The sequence below is a fragment of the Pseudomonas sp. C11 genome (assembly GCF_034683865.1).
GTDB lineage: Bacteria > Pseudomonadota > Gammaproteobacteria > Pseudomonadales > Pseudomonadaceae > Aquipseudomonas.
Genome location: NZ_JAWIIP010000002.1, coordinates 603,280 through 620,720 on the forward strand (window position 1 = coordinate 603,280; position 17,441 = coordinate 620,720).

Sequence of the window (17,441 nt, forward strand, 5' to 3'; positions counted from 1 at the left end):
ACCATGGCCACCTGGCGAATGGGCTTCAGCATCGACACTCCACCGCCACCGAGTGCGCTCGCGGCGGTTGCGCGCGCTTCCGAAACCCAGGCATGGCACTTTGCCTAGCTAGCCGTTGTCATACTCACGCGATTCAATCCAGACGATCTCTTGTCAAAGGGACTTTAAATTTATGTCCAGCCTTGCACGACTTGCCACCTGGCTCGGTGGCCTGGTCTTCTGTGTGTCCGCTGCGGCCGCCGATATCGACGCACAAAGCTATGGCTATCCGATAGCCAATCCGTTCGAAGCCACCATCGCGACCACGCCACCGGAGCTGCGCCCGAAGCTGCCGGATGACCGCGATATCGATCAGAGCGACTACTCGGTACTCCTGCGTCCGGATCGCGAGTTCGAGCTGCTCGACAACTTCTGGCCGGTGACACGCATGCAGTATCGCCTCGCTCAGCAGAAAGGCCGGGCGCCGCTGATCTTCATCATCGCCGGCACCGGCGCCAGCTACAGCAGTGGCACCACCGAATACCTGAAGAAGCTGTTCTACGGTGCGGGCTTCCACGTGGTACAGCTCTCCTCGCCGACCAGCTATGACTTCATGGCCTCGGCATCACGCTTCGCCACCCCGGGTTACAGCCCGGACGATGCCGACGACCTGTATCGCGCCATGCAGGCGGTTCGCGCGCAGCATCCGAAGCTGGACGTCAGCGAGTTCATGCTCACCGGCTACAGCCTGGGCGCCCTGCATGCTGCCTTCGTCAGCAAGCTGGACGAGACTCGCCGCGCCTTCAACTTCAAGCGCGTGCTGATGCTCAACCCACCGGTCAACCTCTATACCTCGGTCAGCAACCTCGACAAGCTGGTACAGACCCGCGTCCAGGGTATCGACAACAGCACCAACTTCTACGACCTGGTACTGGGCAAGCTGACCCGCTACTTCAACGACAAGGGCGGCTTCGACATCAACGAAGCCATGCTCTACGACTTTCAGCGCTCCAAGGAACACCTGACCGACGAGCAAATGGCCATGCTCATCGGCACCTCCTTCCGCTTCTCTTCGAGCGACATCGTCTTCACCTCGGATCTGCTCAACCGCCGCGGCCTGATCACCCCGCGCGACTATCGCATCACCGAAAGCACCAACCTCACGCCCTTCTTCGAAATGGCGCTACGCTGCGACTTCGAATGCTACATGACCGAACAGCTGGTACCCATGTGGCGCGCCCGCTACGACGGCGGCAGCGTCAACCAGTTGATCAACGAGAGCAGCCTCTACGCCCTGGAGGACTACCTCAAGGGCAGCGACAAGATCGCCGTGATGCACAACGCCGACGACCTGATCCTCGGCAAGGGCGATATCGGCTTCCTGCGCCGCACCTTCGGCGACCGCTTGACCCTGTACCCGCGTGGCGGTCACTGCGGCAACCTCAACTACCGCGTCAACAGCGACGCCATGCTGGAGTTCTTCCGTGGCTAAGCACAAAGTCCTGATCGCCGCCCTGCTGCTGGCCAGCGGGCCGGCCCTGGCCGAACGCCAGATCGATGCCGATGGCTTCACCAACCCGTTGCAGAATCTCCAGTTCAACCCCGGGCTCGACCAGCAGGAGTTCGAACGCGCTTCCAGCGACGCCCTGCAGGTCTATGATCCGCTGGAGCCGTGGAACCGCCGCGTCTACCACTTCAACTACCGCTTCGATCAATGGGTGTTCCTGCCCGTGGTCGAGGGCTATCAGTACGTGACGCCGAATCTGCTGCAGACCGGCGTGCACAACTTCTTCAGCAACCTGGGCGAGATTCCCAGCCTGGCCAACAGCCTGCTGCAGCTCAAGGGCGAGCGGGCGATGAACAACACCGCGCGCCTGCTGTTCAACACCATCCTCGGCATTGGCGGCCTCTGGGATCCTGCCACCGCTATGGGCCTGCCCAAGTACCGTGAGGATTTCGGCCAGACCCTCGGTTACTACGGCGTCCCGGCAGGCCCCTACCTGATGCTGCCACTGCTCGGCCCCTCCAACCTGCGCGACACCGGTGGCCTGGTGGCCGACTACAGCCTGGAGAATGCGGTCAACTACCTGGACGTCGCCGAGGCAAGCAGCGACAACCCTGGCATCACGGTCTTGCGCGCAGTCGACCAGCGTGCCAATACCAGCTTCCGCTATGGCCAGTTCAACTCGCCGTTCGAGTACGAGAAGCTGCGCTACTTCTATCACGAGGCGCGCAAGCTGCAGATCGCGGACTGAGCCCACAACCGGGGATGAATCGAATTATTCGATTAATCCCTGGAATATTTTCCAACCATCAATCGACTCATTGCGCATAGCATGGCGGCATTCCTCACCGAACAGGAGCCCGTCATGACCCAGCATCGCCGCGTTCTCAGCATTCAACCCGGCCAACCCGCCTCGGACGGCGCCGGCGTACGCCTCAATCGTGTGATCGGCGGCCCTGGCCTGGAGCGCTTCGACCCGTTCCTGATGCTCGATGAGTTCGCCACCGACAACCCGGACGATTACATCGCCGGCTTCCCGCCGCACCCGCATCGCGGCTTCGAAACCGTGACCTACATGCTCGAAGGGCGCATGCGCCACGAGGATCATCTGGGCAACGTCGGCCTGCTCGGCAGCGGCGGCGTGCAGTGGATGACCGCGGCGCGCGGCATCATCCATAGCGAAATGCCCGAACAGGAATCCGGTGCCATGCGCGGTTTTCAGCTGTGGCTCAACCTACCCGCCAAGGACAAGCTCGGCGAAGCCGGTTACCGCGACATTCCGGCCAGCGAGATTCCTCGGCTGACCACGGCGCAGGGCGTGGAGGCGGTGGTGATCGCCGGCCAGTTCGACGACGGCAGCGTGCAACAGCCCGGCGTCGTGCAACGCCCGCATACCGAACCGCAGTTGTTCGACCTGCGCCTGCCGGCCGGCAGCGCCATCGTCCCCAAACTGCCTGACGGGCATCGGGTGATGCTCTACATCTATCAGGGTGAACTGCAATTGCCGGACGCTTGCCCGGAGCCGGTCAAGGCGGGACGCCTGGTGCGCCTGTCGGACGAAGGCGCATTGCACCTGAGCAGCAGCCAGGGCGCCGGTGTGCTACTGATCGCCGGCAAGCCCCTGAACGAGCCGATCGTGCAGTACGGGCCCTTTGTGATGAACAGCCGGGAAGAGATCGAACAGGCCCTGCGCGACTTCCGCGACGGCGTACTGGCCTGAGCACGCGCTCAGGCTGGCTGCACCAACTCCGCCAGGCCCAGAAAGGCGCACAACTCGCTCTTGCGCGCCATGGCGTCCTGGTAGCCCAGTTCTATCAGCTCGTTGCAATAACCCGACTCGAACAGCAGGTAGCTGAGCACACCGGCACCACCGGCCTTGGTCGCCCCCGGCCCGCGCAGGAACAGGCGCAGCACGCGCGGCAACTCACGCTGGTGCCGCGCGGCAATCTGATCCAGCGGTCGGCTCGGCGCTACCACCATCACATCCACCGGCTTCAGCCCCAGGCCGCGCGAACGTGGCTCGCCAGGCAGCATGCCACTCAACTGGTTCAGCCGGTTGAGCAACTCGATATCGCTTTCCAGGCTGTCGATGAAGGTGCTGTTGAGCAGATGCCCACCAATCTGCGCCAGCGTCGGCGGTCGCTTGCTGCTGGGTCGCGGCTGCAGTTCCACGGTCGTACTTTGCGAACTGGCATTGCCGCTGACGCCGATCACCAGCACCCGGCTGGCGCCCAGATGCAGCGCCGGACTGATCGGCGCGGACTGGCGCACTGCGCCGTCGCCAAAATACTCACGGTTGATCTTCATCGGCGGGAAGATCAGCGGAATCGATGCACTGGCCAGCAGATGATCCAGCGCCAGACGGGTGGGGATACCGACCCGCCGATGACGAAACCAGGGGTCGATGGTGGCGCGCCCCTGATAGAAGGTAACCGCCTGGCCACTCTCGTAGCCGAACGCCGTGACCGCCACCGCGCGCAGCTTGCGCTGGCGCACGGCGGCAGCAATCCCGGAGAAGTCCAGCTCACGCTCCAGCAAACCGCGTAGCGGCCGGCTGTCGAGCAGCGCCACAGGCGTCTCGCGCCCCAGCCCCAGTAGGCTGTGCCCCAGAAAACGTGCAGCCTGGTGCAGCACGCCCGGCCAGTCGCTGCGGTACACCTGATGGGTATGGAAGTTCTGCCAGACAGCGGTCAGCCGGCGCACCGCCTCACCGAACTGCAAGGCTCCGCAGGCCAGGCTGACGGCATTGATGGCACCAGCAGAAGTGCCGACGATGACGGGAAAGGGATTGTGGCTCGGATCAGGCAACAGGTCGGCGATGGCAGCCAGCACACCGACCTGATAAGCGGCTCGTGCACCGCCGCCGGACAGGATCAGACCGGTGACGGGCGCATACGGCTGGGCTATGACGGTCATCGGGCGATCCTGTTTTTTGTTTTCAGTATAGAGAGCCCTAACGACGCTTTCCGTACAACTTCGCCTCCCCCTCCGGACGCGTCTTGAAACGACGATGGGCCCACAGGTACTGCTCGGGGCAGGCGCTCACGGCCTGCTCGATCCACTGGTTGATGCGCAGGCAGTCGGCCTCTTCGCTCTCGCCGGGGAAGCCTTCGAGCGGCGGATGGATCACTAGCCGATAGCCGCTGCCATCCTCCAGCCGGCGCTGGGTGAAGGGCACCACGCGCGCCTTACCGAGACGTGCGAACTTGGTGGTGGCGGTGACGGTCGCCGCCTGGATGCCGAACAGCGGCACGAAGATGCTCTGCTTGCGCCCGTAGTCCTGATCCGGTGCGTACCAGATCGCGCGGCCGGCGCGCAGCACTTTGAGCATGGCGCGGATGTCCTCGCGCTCGATGGCCGTGGCATCCAGGTTGTGCCGCTCGCGGCCACGACGCTGGATGAAATCGAACAACGGATTCTTGTGCTCGCGATACATGCCGTCGATGGTGTGCAACTGGCCCAGCAGCGCCGCGCCGATCTCCAGCGTGGTGAAATGCACCGCCATGAGGATCACGCCCTGCCCCTCGGCCTGTGCCTGCTGCAGATGTTCCAGGCCCTCGACATGCGCCAGGCGCGCCAGGCGCGCCCGCGGCCACCACCAGCTCATGGCCATTTCGAAGAAGGCGATGCCGGTGGAGGCGAAGTTCTCGCGCAACAGCCGCTCACGCTCAGCCTCGCTCTTCTGCGGGAAGCACAGCTCCAGATTGCGCCGGGCGATACGTCGCCGCGCACCGGCGCTGCGGTACATCACCCACCCCAGCGCCCGCCCCAGCGCCAACAGCCAGCGATAGGGCAACTGCACCAGCAACCACAGCAGCCCCAGGCCCAGCCACAGCGGCCAGAAGCGCGGGTGAAGGAAGAAGGCGCGAAAACGGGGGCGTTCCATGAAGCAGATCCGGTTACAGGCAAGGCCGCGCATTCTACCCCAGTTTGCCCGCCTCGCTGCCGACCACGCCTCGGCAGATGGCGAACCTGCGCGACATGTCGCGGTCAATCCCCGGGACAGGGGCTGCGAGTTGCGGTGCGCAGTCGTTACCGCTATAAGTCCCGCAAACTTTCGTACCGCTGCAGAAGCCCCGCGCCCGACCATGAGCCAAGCCGATCTCCTCGACCAAGACCCCGTATTCCAGCTCAAGGGCAGCATGCTCGCCATCACCGTGATGGAACTGGCGCACAACGACCTCGAACGCCTGGACGCCCAGCTCGCCGAGAAAGTCGCCCTGGCTCCGGCCTTCTTCAGCAACACGCCGCTGGTGCTGGCGCTGGACAAGTTGCCGGAAGGCGAAGGCGAGCTGAACCTGGACGCGCTGATGGACGTCTGCCGTCGTCACGGCTTGCGCACCCTGGCCGTACGTGCGGCGCGCGAAAGCGACATCGCCGCGGCAGAGGCGCTCGACCTGCCGGTGTTGCCACCTTCCGGCGCGCGCGAACGCCCCATCGACCCGGCGCCAAAGGCACCGCCGAAGCCGGTGGAGCCGGAGCGCAAGCCAACCCGCGTGATCACCACACCGGTACGTGGCGGTCAGCAGATCTATGCCCAGGGCGGCGACCTGGTCGTGCTCGCCCCGGTCAGCGCCGGGGCGGAACTTCTCGCTGACGGCAACATCCATGTTTACGCGCCCATGCGCGGCCGTGCCCTGGCCGGTATCAAAGGCGATGTCACGGCGCGTATTTTCTGCCAGCAGATGGGCGCCGAAATGCTCTCCATCGCCGGTCAATACAAGGTTGCAGAAGACCTGCGCCGCCACCCGCTCTGGGGCGATTCGGTACACGTCAGCCTGTCGGGCGACGTGTTGAACATCACCCGCCTTTGACGGATACTGCGGCCATTTTTCATGGACACAAAAGGAGCGTCTGAAAACCTCGGCAAAGCCACCCGCAACAGGCGAAAACAGGCGCATGCAAGCGATCTGTCATCGACCTTCGCGGCAGCCAAGCAAGGCGTTTTCAGAGGTTCGTCAAAGGGCATCCGGACGCCTCGACCGGCCGACGGATTCCCGCGTTATCTTCATTTCTTAGGGTGAATCACCTTGGCCAAGATCCTCGTAGTCACTTCCGGCAAGGGTGGCGTCGGCAAAACCACCACCAGCGCTGCCATCGGTACCGGCCTCGCCCTGCGCGGGCACAAGACCGTCATCGTCGACTTCGACGTCGGCCTGCGTAACCTCGACCTGATCATGGGTTGCGAACGCCGCGTGGTGTACGACTTCGTCAACGTGATCAACGGCGAAGCCAGCCTGACCCAGGCCCTGATCAAGGACAAGCGCATCGAGAACCTGTTCGTCCTGGCCGCCAGCCAGACCCGCGACAAGGATGCGCTGACCCTCGAAGGCGTCGAGAAAGTCATCGCCGAGCTCTCGGAAACCTTCGACTACGTGGTATGCGATTCGCCAGCCGGCATCGAGAAAGGCGCCCACCTGGCCATGTACTTCGCCGACGAAGCCATCGTCGTGACCAACCCGGAAGTGTCCTCGGTACGTGACTCCGACCGCATGCTCGGCCTGCTGGCGAGCAAGTCGCGCCGCGCCGAGAAAGGCGAAGACCCGATCAAGGAACACCTGCTGCTGACCCGCTACAACCCCGAGCGCGTCACCAAGGGCGAAATGCTCGGCGTCGAAGACGTCGAGGAAATCCTCGCCATCCGCCTGCTCGGCGTGATCCCCGAATCGCAGGCCGTACTCAAGGCCTCCAACCAGGGCATCCCGGTCATCCTCGACGAGCAGAGCGATGCCGGCCAGGCCTACAGCGACGCCGTCGAGCGTCTGCTCGGCAAGGAAATGCCGCACCGCTTCCTGGACGTGAAGAAGCAGGGCTTCCTGCAAAGACTATTTGGAGGTCGAGAATGAACATCTTTGACTTCTTGCGTTCGCGCAAGAAGGACACCACAGCCTCCATCGCCAAGGAACGCCTGCAGATCATCGTCGCCCACGAGCGCGGCCAGCGTACCCAGCCGGATTACCTGCCAGCCCTGCAGAAGGAACTGGTCGAGGTGATTCGCAAGTACGTCAACATCGATCAGAAGGACGTACAGGTGGCGCTGGAAGATCAGGGCAGTTGCTCGATTCTGGAGCTGAACATCACCCTGCCGGATCGTTAAGCGAACCCGGCAACGCTCACGGCGGCTTCGGCCGCCGTGTTCATTTCTAGCCAAACGCACCTGTAGGAGCGGATTCATCCGCGAAGCTTCTACAGGCCAACAGCATCGCGGATAAATCCGCTCCTACACCAGCCCAAACACCATGCCGCTAAGCCAGATCGAAATTCTCCACCAGGACGCCGCACTGCTGGTGATCAACAAGCCCACCCTGCTGCTGTCGGTGCCTGGCCGCGCCGATGACAACAAGGATTGCCTGGTCACCCGCCTGCAGGAAAACGGCTATCCCGAAGCGCGCATCGTGCATCGGCTGGACTGGGAAACCTCGGGCATCATCGTCCTGGCCCGCGATGCCGACAGCCACCGCGAGCTGTCGCGCCAGTTCCACGACCGCGAGACCGAGAAGGCCTATACCGCGCTGTGCTGGGGCCAGCCACAGGCCGATAGCGGTAGCATCGACCTGCCGCTGCGCTACGACCCGCCGACCAAGCCGCGTCACGTGGTCGATCACGAACTGGGCAAACACGCCCTGACGCACTGGCGCATCATCGAGCGCTGCGGCGACTGGTGCCGAGTGGAGCTGACGCCCATTACCGGCCGTTCGCACCAGTTGCGCGTGCACATGCTGTCCATCGGCCATCCGCTGCTGGGCGATCGCCTCTACGCCCACGAGCAGGCCCTGGCCGCCCATGAGCGCCTGTGCCTGCACGCCAGCATGCTCGCCCTCACCCACCCGCAAAGCGGCGAGCGTATGCGCTTCGAATGCCCGGCGCCGTTTTGATCACCCGCCGTAGGGTGGATGACACTTTTTCATCCACCTTTCTGACGGCCACAACCTGCGCCCAAGCCCCCGCAAACGCCTAGCAGATAGCCTGAAACTATCGCCCCAAACGAGTGCGCAGCCGGCACAGGGCGATGCAAATTGGTTACACTCGCGCCATCGTTGCCCGGAGTCCCTATGCGCGAAGAACTGATCCAAGGCCTGCTCGATTTTCTCAACGCCTCGCCGACCCCCTTCCATGCCACCTCCAGCCTGGCCATGCGCCTGGAAGCTGCGGGTTATCGCCATCTAGACGAACGCGCGCCCTGGCACACCGAGGCCGGCGGCCGCTATTACGTGACCCGCAACGACTCCTCGATCATCGCCTTCAAACTGGGCAAGCGCCCGGCCGTCGAAGGCGGCATCCGCCTGGTCGGCGCACACACCGATAGCCCCTGCCTGCGCGTCAAGCCGAGCCCGGAGCTGCAACGCCAGGGCTTCTTCCAGCTCGGCGTGGAAGTGTACGGCGGCGCCCTGCTCGCGCCCTGGTTCGACCGTGACCTGTCGCTGGCCGGCCGCGTGACCTATCGCCGCGACGGCAAGGTCGAGAGCCAACTGATCGACTTCTACCAGCCCATCGCGGTGATCCCCAGCCTGGCCATCCACCTCAACCGCGAGGCCAACCAAGGCTGGGCGATCAATGCGCAGAACGAGCTGCCGCCGATCCTCGCCCAGCTCGCCAGCAGCGAAACCGCCGACTTCCGTGCCCTGCTCGCCGAGCAACTGGCCATGGAGCACGACTTCAACCCGGACGCGGTGCTGGACTACGAGCTGAGCTTCTATGACACCCAGAGCGCCGCCATCGTCGGCCTCAACCAGGATTTCATCGCCAGCGCGCGCCTGGACAACCTGCTGTCGTGCTACGCCGGCCTGCAGGCGCTGATCGACTCGGACGACGAGGAAACCTGCGTGCTGGTCTGCACCGACCACGAAGAAGTGGGCTCCTGCTCCGCCTGTGGCGCCGACGGCCCCTTCCTCGAGCAGGTGCTGCGCCGCGTGCTGCCGGAAGGCGATGCCTTCGTCCGCGCCATCCAGCGCTCGCTGCTGGTATCGGCCGACAACGCCCACGGCGTGCACCCCAACTATGCCGACAAGCACGACGGCAACCACGGGCCCAAGCTCAACGCCGGCCCGGTGATCAAGATCAACAGCAACCAGCGCTACGCCACCAACAGCGAAACCGCAGGCTTCTTCCGCCACCTGTGCCTGGAAAACGAAGTGCCGGTGCAGAGTTTCGTGGTGCGCAGCGACATGGGCTGCGGCTCGACCATCGGTCCGATCACTGCCAGCCAGCTCGGCGTGCGTACGGTCGATATCGGCCTGCCCACCTTCGCCATGCACTCGATCCGTGAACTGGCAGGCAGCCATGACCTGGATCACCTGGTGAAAGTGCTGACCGCTTTCTATTCCAGCAGCGACCTGCCTTGAGGCCCGAGATGATCGAACATATCCGCAACAGCCTGCAGGAAGCCCAGCGCGCGCTGGAGGCCTTCCTCGCCAACGAACAGACCCTGGGCAATATCCAGAAGGCCGCCGAACTGCTGGTCGAGAGCTTCGAGCACAAGGGCAAGGCCTTCTCCTGCGGCAATGGCGGCTCGATGTGCGATGCCATGCATTTCGCCGAGGAACTGACCGGGCGCTACCGCAAGAACCGTCCCGGTATCGCCGCCGTGTCGATCAGCGACCCCAGCCACATCAGTTGCGTGGCCAACGACTTTGGCTACGACTTCATCTTCTCGCGCTACATCGAGTCGCACGGCCGTGAAGGTGACGTGCTGATCGCCATCAGCACCAGCGGCAAGAGCCCCAACGTGGTCAAGGCCGCCGAAGCCGCCAAGGCGCTGGGCGTGAAGGTGATCGCCCTGACCGGCAAGCCCGGCTCACTGCTGGAAAGCCTGGCCGACGTGTGCATCTGTGCGCCGGGCGGCGATTTTGCCGACCGCGTGCAGGAGTTGCATATCAAGACCCTGCATATCCTCATCGAGCTGATCGAGCGCAAGCTGAGCCCGCAGAACTACGCTTGAGTGCCAACGGCGGGTTGCACCCGCCCTACGCAGCGCGCAGGCGCTTCGGCGTCAACCCCAGATAGCGGCGCATCGCCGTGGTCAGCGCGCTCTGGCTGGAAAAGCCGCACTCCTCGGCAATTCGCACCAGTGGCAGCTTGCTTTCGCGCAGCAGGCGCGCAGCCCGGTCAAGGCGGGTCTTGAGCAGGTACTGATGAGGCGTCAGGCCGACGCTGCCCTTGAACTGCGCATGGAAATGACTGGGGCTGAGGCACGCCACCTGGGCCAGTTCGGCGACACTGATGCGCCGCGCCAGGTGCTCGCCGATATAGCCATCGAGACGCTGCAGATCCAGCGCAGTCTGTGGCGGCCGACGCTGCTCACCGAACAGACGCAGGTGCAAGGCCCGCAGCAGCACACCGCCAATCGAACGCGCCAGAATGGAGTCGCCGCCATAGCGCTCCAGCTCGGCGCCGGCATAACTCAGCAAATTCTGAAAATCCGCATCCAGAGCCGGGTAACAGGGCTTCTCGAAGAGGCGCTGGAGCAGTTCCAGGTCTTCGCCGGGCGTATCCTGCTCATCCAGATCGAGGATCAGCATGCGGTTCTCGCCCATGCCGGCGAACTGGTGCGCAGCATCGCCCGGCACCAGGCAAGCACGCATACGGCAGACCTCGCCACCGCGACCGCCCACCTCAAATTCGGCACGGCCGACCAGCGACATCACCAGTTGATGATGATCATGGGCATGGTTATGAGCCTGTTCGTCCAGGCGAATCACTCGGGCTTGCAGCATCGGTCAGGATCCACGACGCGAAACGAGGGTTGCACTTTACCGTTTTTTCGGAGAAAGCGCCGCAACCCGTCGTCGACAAAGGTTGCACCTTTAGCAACCAAGCCCCTTAAGCCGGCCTGAACACCCCATGAGTGACGAGTCATTCGGCCGAGCAGCGATCCGATCCAGCCTGTCCGCCAGGTGCCTCCATAGCGCCAGGAACCATTGGCAGGCGTTGAAAACCTCCGCGCCTCGCCCCATGTAGCAGCTAACGTACACGCACAGGTGCTCCATGAACGATCAGGACAACACCCCCGAAGCTGTCGAAGTTCACGTCCAGGCCGATAGCACCGGCCTGGTACTGCCCGCGCAGCAGTTGCCGGACAAGCTCTACATCATCCCCATCCACAACCGTCCGTTCTTCCCCGCCCAGGTACTGCCGGTGATCGTCAACCAGCAGCCCTGGGGGCGCACGCTGACGCGTGTCGGCAACACCGAACACAAATGCCTGGCGGTGTTCTACGTCGACAACCCACCGGACGAGCATGGCGAGTTCGATCTCGACAGCCTGCCCGAGCACGGCACCCTGGTGCGCGTGCACCACGTCAGCGAGGAAGGCGGCAAGCTACAGTTCGTCGCCCAAGGCCTGACTCGCGTACGCATCCGGGGCTGGCTCAGCCGCCGTGGCCCGTACCTGGCCGAAGTCGAATACCCCCAGGCGCCGAACGACCCGCGCGACGAGGTCAAGGCCTATGGCATGGCGCTGATCAACGCGATCAAGGAGCTGCTGCCGCTCAACCCGCTGTACAGCGAGGAGCTGAAGAACTACCTCAATCGCTTCAGCCCCAACGATCCGTCGCCACTCACCGACTTCGCCGCCGCCCTGACCACCGCCTCTGGCCAGGAACTACAGGAAGTGCTCGACACCGTGCCCATGCTCAAGCGTATGGAAAAGGTGCTGCCCCTGCTGCGCAAGGAGGTCGAAGTCGGCCGCCTGCAGAAAGAACTGTCCGCCGAGGTGAACAAACAGATCGGCGAGCGTCAGCGCGAATTCTTCCTCAAGGAGCAGCTCAAGCTGATCCAGCAGGAGCTGGGCATCAGCAAGGACGACAAGAGCGCGGATCGCGAGGAATTCCTCGCCCGCCTGGAAGGCAAGACCCTGCCGGCGCCCGCACAGAAGCGCATCGACGAGGAACTGAACAAGCTGTCGATCCTCGAAGCCGGCTCGCCGGAGTACGCCGTCACGCGCAATTATCTGGACTGGGCCACCGCCCTGCCCTGGGGCATACACGGCGAGGACAAACTCGACCTCGGCCGCGCACGCAAGGTGCTGGACAAGCACCACGCCGGCATGGACGACATCAAGGAGCGCATCACCGAGTTCCTGGCCGTCGGCGCCTTCAAGGGCGAGATTGCCGGCTCCATCGTGCTGCTGGTGGGCCCGCCCGGCGTGGGCAAGACCAGCATCGGTAAGTCCATCGCCGAATCCCTCGGCCGACCGTTCTACCGCTTCTCGGTGGGCGGCATGCGTGACGAGGCGGAGATCAAGGGCCATCGCCGCACCTACATCGGCGCCATGCCCGGCAAGCTGGTGCAGGCGCTGAAGGAAGCCGAGGTGATGAACCCGGTGATCATGCTCGACGAGATCGACAAGATGGGCACCAGCTACCAGGGCGACCCGGCCTCGGCGCTGCTGGAGACCCTCGATCCGGAGCAGAACGTCGAGTTCCTCGACCACTACCTGGATCTGCGCCTGGACCTGTCCAAGGTGCTGTTCGTCTGCACCGCCAACACCCTCGACTCCATCCCCGGGCCACTGCTCGACCGCATGGAAGTGATCCGCCTGTCCGGCTACATCACCGAGGAAAAACTAGCCATCGCCAAGCGCCACCTGTGGCCCAAGCAATTGGAAAAAGCCGGCGTGCCGAAGGCGCGCCTGTCCATCAGCGATGCGGCGCTGCGCGCGGTGATCGAAGGCTATGCCCGCGAAGCCGGCGTGCGCCAGTTGGAGAAGCAACTGGGCAAGCTGGTGCGCAAATCGGTGGTGAAACTGCTGGACGATCCCGAGGCGAAGATCCGCATCGGCGCCAAGGATCTGGAAGCTGCGCTCGGCATGCCGGTGTTCCGCAACGAGCGGGTATTGGCCGGCACCGGGGTGATCACCGGCCTGGCCTGGACCAGTATGGGCGGCGCCACCCTGCCCATCGAGGCGACACGCATCCACACGCTCAACCGCGGCTTCAAGCTCACCGGCCAGCTCGGCGAAGTGATGAAGGAGTCGGCTGAGATCGCCTACAGCTACGTCAGCTCGCACCTGAAGCAGTTCGGTGGCGACCCGACCTTCTTCGACCAGGCCTTCGTCCACCTGCACGTACCGGAAGGCGCCACGCCCAAGGACGGCCCCAGCGCCGGCATCACCATGGCCAGCGCCCTGCTATCCCTGGCGCGCAACCAGGCGCCGAAGAAAGGCGTGGCCATGACCGGCGAGCTGACCCTCACCGGCCAGGTGCTGCCCATCGGTGGCGTGCGCGAGAAGGTGATCGCGGCGCGCCGGCAGAAGATCCATGAGCTGATCCTGCCGGAGGCCAATCGCGGCAGCTACGAGGAACTGCCGGACTACCTCAAGGAGGGCATTACCGTGCACTTCGCCAAGCGCTACAGCGACGTGGCCAAGGTGTTGTTCGACTAAAGAGGCGTATGTAGGAGCGAGCTCTGCTCGCGAAGCTTTTCAGGCTCACAGACATTCGCGAGCAGAGCTCGCTCCTACGGCAAACCGCGCGTCTCTACGGTCGCCACCGACAGGCCTATGCCGCTATGCTGGGGCCAGGTTTCGTCGACTGGAGTTCGTCATGTACGCCACCTTGCGCCTGCTCACCCTGCCCGCCCTGACCCTGCTCAGCGCCTGCGCCCACCAGTCTGGCACACTGGAGTTGAGCAAGCAGCGGCAATGCCCGCTGACGCTGGACAAGGGTCAGCAACTGATCCTCAGCCTACCGAGCAACCCCACCACCGGTTTTCGCTGGGAAATCCGCGACGGAGCGGAGAAGGTTTTGCGCAGCCTCGGCCCCGAGGTCTACAGCAATCCGGAGGATGCCGGGCTGGTCGGTGCTGGCGGCATGTCCACCTGGCGTTTCACGGCGCGCGAGCCTGGCGAAGGTCGCCTGCTGCTGACCTATCAGCAACCGTGGGAGCCGAATGTGCCGCCGGCAGAAACCTTCGTGTGTGAACTGCGGGTGAAGTGACCCGACGGCTTCTGTGGCAGCGGCTTTAGCCGCGACAGCTCGAAATCAGTCGCCGCCAAGGCGCTTCCCGTAGGGCGGGTGAAACCCGCCATGAATATGTGGCGGGTTTCACCCGCCCTACGGGCTGAGGATTTCCCTCGTTTCGCGGCTCAGCTCTTGAGCCGGTAACCGGTCTTGAAGATCCAGCCCACCAGCGCGATGCACAGCGCCAGAAAACCCAGCACCATCGCCAGGCTGACGCCGACGTTGACGTCGGACACGCCGTAGAAGCTCCAGCGGAAGGCGCTGATCAGGTACACCACGGGGTTGAACAGGGTCACCGTCTGCCAGGCGGGCGGCAGCATGCTGATGGAATAGAACGCACCGCCGAGGAAGGTCAGCGGCGTGACGATCAGCGCCGGGACGATCTGCAGCTTCTCCCAGCCATCGGCCCAGACGCCGATGATGAAGCCGAACAGGCTGAAGGTCAGCGCCGTCAGTACCAGGAATGCCGCCATCCACAGCGGATGCTGAATCTCGAAATCGACGAACAGCCTGGCGGTGAGCAGGATGATGATGCCGAGGATCACCGACTTGGTGGCTGCCGCGCCGACATAACCGATCAGAATCTCCAGGTACGAGACCGGTGCCGAGAGAATCTCGTAGATGCTCCCCGAGTACTTGGGCATGTAGATGCCGAACGAGGCGTTGGAAATGCTCTCGGTCAGCAGCGCCAGCATGATCAGGCCGGGAATGATGAAGGCGCCGTAGCTCACGCCGTGCACCTGAGTCATGCTCGCACCGATGGCCGAGCCGAACACCACGAAGTACAGCGAGGTACTGATCACTGGCGTGGCGATGCTCTGCAGCAAGGTGCGCCAGGTGCGCGCCAGCTCGAACAGGTAGATGGCCTTGATGGCATAGAGGTTCATGCGCGCGACTCCTTGAGCAGGGACACGAAGATTTCCTCCAGCGAACTCTGGCTCGACTGCAGATCCTTGAAGTCGATGCCGTGCTGAGCCAGGTCGCGCAGCAATTCGGCGATACCGGTGTTCTCGTGCTGGGCATCGAAGGTGAACACCAGGGCATGGCCCTGATCGGCCAGCTCCAGGCCATAGCGCGCCAGTTCCGCCGGCACGCAGGACAGTGGCTGCTGCAACTGCAGGGTGAGCTGCTTCTTGCCCAGCTTGTGCATCAGCACCTGCTTGTCCTCCACCAGGATGATGCGGCCCTTGCTGATCACCCCGATGCGGTCGGCCATTTCCTCGGCCTCTTCGATGTAGTGGGTGGTGAGGATGATGGTCACGCCGCGCTCGCGCAGGCGCCGCACCATGTTCCACATGTCGCGGCGCAGTTCCACGTCGACGCCCGCGGTGGGCTCGTCAAGGAAGAGAATCTGCGGCTCGTGCGAGAGCGCCTTGGCGATCATCACCCGGCGCTTCATGCCGCCGGACAGTTCCATGATCTTGGCGTTGCGTTTGTCCCACAGCGACAGATCCTTGAGCAGCTGCTCCAGGTAGGCCGGATCGGGTTTCTTGCCGAACAGGCCACGGCTGAACTTGACCGTCGCCCAGACGGTTTCGAACACGTCGCTGACCAGCTCCTGAGGCACCAGGCCGATCTGCGAGCGGGCCGCGCGGTAGTCGCGGACGATGTCCTTGCCGCCGACCAGCACCCTGCCCTCGCCTGGATTGACGATGCCACAGATGATGCTGATCAGGGTGGTCTTGCCGGCGCCGTTGGGGCCGAGCAAGGCGAAGATCTCTCCCTGGCGAATGTCCAGGTCGATACCTTGCAGCGCCGGATGCCCGGACGCATAGATCTTGTTCAGTTGCTGGATGGAAATGACCGACTGCACGGTGGATGGCCCCTTGCCTGCGGAAAACGCCACAGTTTACAGGGCTTGCCAGCGCCAGGAGAAAAAACGGCGCACTTGTGGTGCGCCGGGGGTGCTGCTGGGAGGGAAGGAACGATTGCACCGCTTGTGACGGGGCAACGATAGGCCAGGCGGCAGGCGCAGCCCGGCGTATGCCGTAGGGCGGGAGCAACCCGCCAACTGAAGCGGCGGGTTGCACCCGCCCTACAATGGAGTCAGCAACCTGCCGTTGGCGATGAAGGCGCGCAGGTTATCCAGCACCAGATCAGCCATCTGCTGGCGCGTCTCGACGCTGCCACTACCGACATGCGGCAACAGCACCACGTTGTCCAGCTCGCGCAATGCCGCCGGCACCTGGGGCTCGCGTTCGTACACGTCCAGCCCGGCGCCGCCAATCACCTTGTGCTGCAACGCCGAGATCAGCGCGGCCTCATCGACCACCGAGCCACGTGCGACGTTGATCAGAAAACCATCCGGGCCCAGCGCTTCGAGTACCTCGGCATTGATCAGGTGATGGGTAGCCTTGCCGCCCGGACAGGTCAGCACCAGGAAGTCTGCCCAACGCGCCAGCGCCAGCAGATCCGGCTCGTGCTGGTAAGGGCTACTCTCGACCGCACGGCGATTGTGGTAACGCACCGGCATGGAGAAACCGGAGGCACGCTGGGTCACCGCCTCGCCGATACGGCCGAAGCCGACGATGCCCAGGCGCTTGCCGCTGACCCGACGCGCCAACGGGAAGCCCGTGGGGCTGTTCCAGGCGCCGCTGCGCACGAAGCGATCGGCCTCGGACAGGCGTCGCGCACTGTCGATCATCAGCCCCATGGCCAGGTCGGCGACACAGTCGTTGAGCACGTCTGGCGTGGTGCTGAGGGCAATGCCGCGATCACGCAACAGCTCCAGCGGATAGGGGTCATAGCCGACACCGAAACTGCAGATCGCGCGCAGATTCGGCAGCAGCGCCAGCTGGTCAGCCGTACAGCCGAAACGTGCCGAAGACACCATGTAGATGAACTGCTCGCCCTGCTCGCGCAGGAACGCCAGCGGCTCGGCCTGTTGCCACAGCGCGCTGACCTCGTACTCCTCGGCCAGTTCGCGATTGAAGCGCTCGCTCAACGGGCCGATCTGCAGCACCTTGGGTTTGCTCATGGATCCTCCTGTCTCGATTGTAC

The 17,441-nt window shown here is 63.9% G+C and carries 17 protein-coding genes; 11 read left to right on the plus strand and 6 right to left on the minus strand.

Features of this window, described 5'->3' with window-relative positions; translation table 11 throughout:
• The first annotated feature begins 172 nt into the window (after window positions 1-172).
• From VC352_RS05780 to VC352_RS05790, 3 genes are all read left to right on the plus strand, one after another.
• The gene (locus VC352_RS05780; RefSeq protein WP_322978624.1) at window positions 173-1,471 is read left to right on the plus strand and encodes a serine/threonine protein kinase; all 1,299 of its coding nucleotides are present in this window, start codon (window positions 173-175) and stop codon (window positions 1,469-1,471) included.
• On the plus strand, window positions 1,464-2,234 hold the full coding sequence (locus tag VC352_RS05785; RefSeq protein WP_416340092.1) for a VacJ family lipoprotein: 771 nt from the start codon (window positions 1,464-1,466) through the stop codon (window positions 2,232-2,234). The genes VC352_RS05780 and VC352_RS05785 overlap by 8 nt, the downstream gene beginning before the upstream one ends.
• Before the next feature lie 114 nt (window positions 2,235-2,348).
• Complete coding sequence (locus tag VC352_RS05790) at window positions 2,349-3,203, plus strand: pirin family protein (protein ID WP_322978625.1); 855 nt, start codon at window positions 2,349-2,351, stop codon at window positions 3,201-3,203.
• An 8-nt stretch (window positions 3,204-3,211) separates the two neighbouring features.
• Here VC352_RS05790 and VC352_RS05795 read toward each other — a convergent pair whose 3' ends face one another.
• Both VC352_RS05795 and VC352_RS05800 read right to left on the minus strand, forming a co-directional pair.
• A complete protein-coding gene (locus VC352_RS05795) occupies window positions 3,212-4,399 on the minus strand; it encodes a patatin-like phospholipase family protein (RefSeq protein ID WP_322978626.1) in 1,188 nt (395 codons plus the stop codon).
• Window positions 4,400-4,436: 37 nt separating this feature from the next.
• Complete coding sequence (locus VC352_RS05800; RefSeq protein WP_322978627.1) at window positions 4,437-5,369, minus strand: lipid A biosynthesis lauroyl acyltransferase; 933 nt, start codon at window positions 5,367-5,369, stop codon at window positions 4,437-4,439.
• A 202-nt stretch (window positions 5,370-5,571) separates the two neighbouring features.
• Between VC352_RS05800 and minC the strand changes: the two genes are divergently transcribed.
• The 6 genes from minC to lpcA all read left to right on the plus strand — a co-directional run bounded on the left by minC (window position 5,572) and on the right by lpcA (window position 10,421).
• Entirely contained in the window at window positions 5,572-6,297 is a 726-nt protein-coding gene (minC, locus tag VC352_RS05805) for a septum site-determining protein MinC (RefSeq protein ID WP_322978628.1), read from the plus strand.
• 216 nt (window positions 6,298-6,513) lie between these two features.
• On the plus strand, window positions 6,514-7,329 hold the full coding sequence (gene minD, locus VC352_RS05810) for a septum site-determining protein MinD (protein WP_322978629.1): 816 nt from the start codon (window positions 6,514-6,516) through the stop codon (window positions 7,327-7,329).
• On the plus strand, window positions 7,326-7,580 hold the full coding sequence (gene minE, locus VC352_RS05815; protein ID WP_322978630.1) for a cell division topological specificity factor MinE: 255 nt from the start codon (window positions 7,326-7,328) through the stop codon (window positions 7,578-7,580). Before minD ends, minE begins: the two co-directional genes overlap by 4 nt.
• A gap of 142 nt (window positions 7,581-7,722) precedes the next feature.
• Entirely contained in the window at window positions 7,723-8,358 is a 636-nt protein-coding gene (locus tag VC352_RS05820) for an RluA family pseudouridine synthase (RefSeq protein WP_322978631.1), read from the plus strand.
• Window positions 8,359-8,535: 177 nt separating this feature from the next.
• Window positions 8,536-9,825, plus strand: coding sequence for a M18 family aminopeptidase (locus VC352_RS05825; RefSeq protein WP_322978632.1), 1,290 nt, complete (start codon window positions 8,536-8,538; stop codon window positions 9,823-9,825).
• A gap of 8 nt (window positions 9,826-9,833) precedes the next feature.
• Window positions 9,834-10,421 carry a D-sedoheptulose 7-phosphate isomerase gene (gene lpcA, locus VC352_RS05830; protein WP_074860265.1) on the plus strand — a complete coding sequence of 196 codons (588 nt, stop codon included), beginning with the start codon at window positions 9,834-9,836 and terminating at the stop codon, window positions 10,419-10,421.
• Between the two features lie 25 nt (window positions 10,422-10,446).
• Here lpcA and VC352_RS05835 read toward each other — a convergent pair whose 3' ends face one another.
• A complete protein-coding gene (locus VC352_RS05835; protein WP_322978633.1) occupies window positions 10,447-11,196 on the minus strand; it encodes an AraC family transcriptional regulator in 750 nt (249 codons plus the stop codon).
• A gap of 271 nt (window positions 11,197-11,467) precedes the next feature.
• Between VC352_RS05835 and lon the strand changes: the two genes are divergently transcribed.
• Both lon and VC352_RS05845 read left to right on the plus strand, forming a co-directional pair.
• On the plus strand, window positions 11,468-13,864 hold the full coding sequence (gene lon, locus VC352_RS05840) for an endopeptidase La (protein ID WP_322978634.1): 2,397 nt from the start codon (window positions 11,468-11,470) through the stop codon (window positions 13,862-13,864).
• 160 nt (window positions 13,865-14,024) lie between these two features.
• A complete protein-coding gene (locus tag VC352_RS05845) occupies window positions 14,025-14,417 on the plus strand; it encodes a protease inhibitor I42 family protein (protein ID WP_322978635.1) in 393 nt (130 codons plus the stop codon).
• A 149-nt stretch (window positions 14,418-14,566) separates the two neighbouring features.
• Here VC352_RS05845 and VC352_RS05850 read toward each other — a convergent pair whose 3' ends face one another.
• The 3 genes from VC352_RS05850 to VC352_RS05860 all read right to left on the minus strand — a co-directional run bounded on the left by VC352_RS05850 (window position 14,567) and on the right by VC352_RS05860 (window position 17,418).
• On the minus strand, window positions 14,567-15,328 hold the full coding sequence (locus tag VC352_RS05850) for an ABC transporter permease (protein WP_322978636.1): 762 nt from the start codon (window positions 15,326-15,328) through the stop codon (window positions 14,567-14,569).
• Window positions 15,325-16,254, minus strand: a complete 930-nt coding sequence (locus tag VC352_RS05855) for an ABC transporter ATP-binding protein (protein ID WP_322978637.1) — start codon at window positions 16,252-16,254, stop codon at window positions 15,325-15,327. The genes VC352_RS05850 and VC352_RS05855 overlap by 4 nt, the downstream gene beginning before the upstream one ends.
• A gap of 222 nt (window positions 16,255-16,476) precedes the next feature.
• The gene (locus VC352_RS05860) at window positions 16,477-17,418 is read right to left on the minus strand and encodes a 2-hydroxyacid dehydrogenase (protein ID WP_322978638.1); all 942 of its coding nucleotides are present in this window, start codon (window positions 17,416-17,418) and stop codon (window positions 16,477-16,479) included.
• Window positions 17,419-17,441: the final 23 nt, after the last annotated feature.

Excerpts from the sequence above, each read along its gene's own strand:
- VC352_RS05780 (WP_322978624.1), top strand. The coding sequence starts at position 173 with ATGTCCAGCCTTGCACGACTTGCCACCTGGCTCGGTGGCCTGGTCTTC.
- VC352_RS05790 (WP_322978625.1), top strand. The coding sequence starts at position 2,349 with ATGACCCAGCATCGCCGCGTTCTCAGCATTCAACCCGGCCAACCCGCC.
- VC352_RS05795 (WP_322978626.1), bottom strand. The coding sequence starts at position 4,399 with ATGACCGTCATAGCCCAGCCGTATGCGCCCGTCACCGGTCTGATCCTG.
- VC352_RS05800 (WP_322978627.1), bottom strand. The coding sequence starts at position 5,369 with ATGGAACGCCCCCGTTTTCGCGCCTTCTTCCTTCACCCGCGCTTCTGG.
- minC (WP_322978628.1), top strand. The coding sequence starts at position 5,572 with ATGAGCCAAGCCGATCTCCTCGACCAAGACCCCGTATTCCAGCTCAAG.
- minE (WP_322978630.1), top strand. The coding sequence starts at position 7,326 with ATGAACATCTTTGACTTCTTGCGTTCGCGCAAGAAGGACACCACAGCC.
- VC352_RS05820 (WP_322978631.1), top strand. The coding sequence starts at position 7,723 with ATGCCGCTAAGCCAGATCGAAATTCTCCACCAGGACGCCGCACTGCTG.
- VC352_RS05825 (WP_322978632.1), top strand. The coding sequence starts at position 8,536 with ATGCGCGAAGAACTGATCCAAGGCCTGCTCGATTTTCTCAACGCCTCG.
- lpcA (WP_074860265.1), top strand. The coding sequence starts at position 9,834 with ATGATCGAACATATCCGCAACAGCCTGCAGGAAGCCCAGCGCGCGCTG.
- VC352_RS05835 (WP_322978633.1), bottom strand. The coding sequence starts at position 11,196 with ATGCTGCAAGCCCGAGTGATTCGCCTGGACGAACAGGCTCATAACCAT.
- lon (WP_322978634.1), top strand. The coding sequence starts at position 11,468 with ATGAACGATCAGGACAACACCCCCGAAGCTGTCGAAGTTCACGTCCAG.
- VC352_RS05845 (WP_322978635.1), top strand. The coding sequence starts at position 14,025 with ATGTACGCCACCTTGCGCCTGCTCACCCTGCCCGCCCTGACCCTGCTC.
- VC352_RS05850 (WP_322978636.1), bottom strand. The coding sequence starts at position 15,328 with ATGAACCTCTATGCCATCAAGGCCATCTACCTGTTCGAGCTGGCGCGC.
- VC352_RS05860 (WP_322978638.1), bottom strand. The coding sequence starts at position 17,418 with ATGAGCAAACCCAAGGTGCTGCAGATCGGCCCGTTGAGCGAGCGCTTC.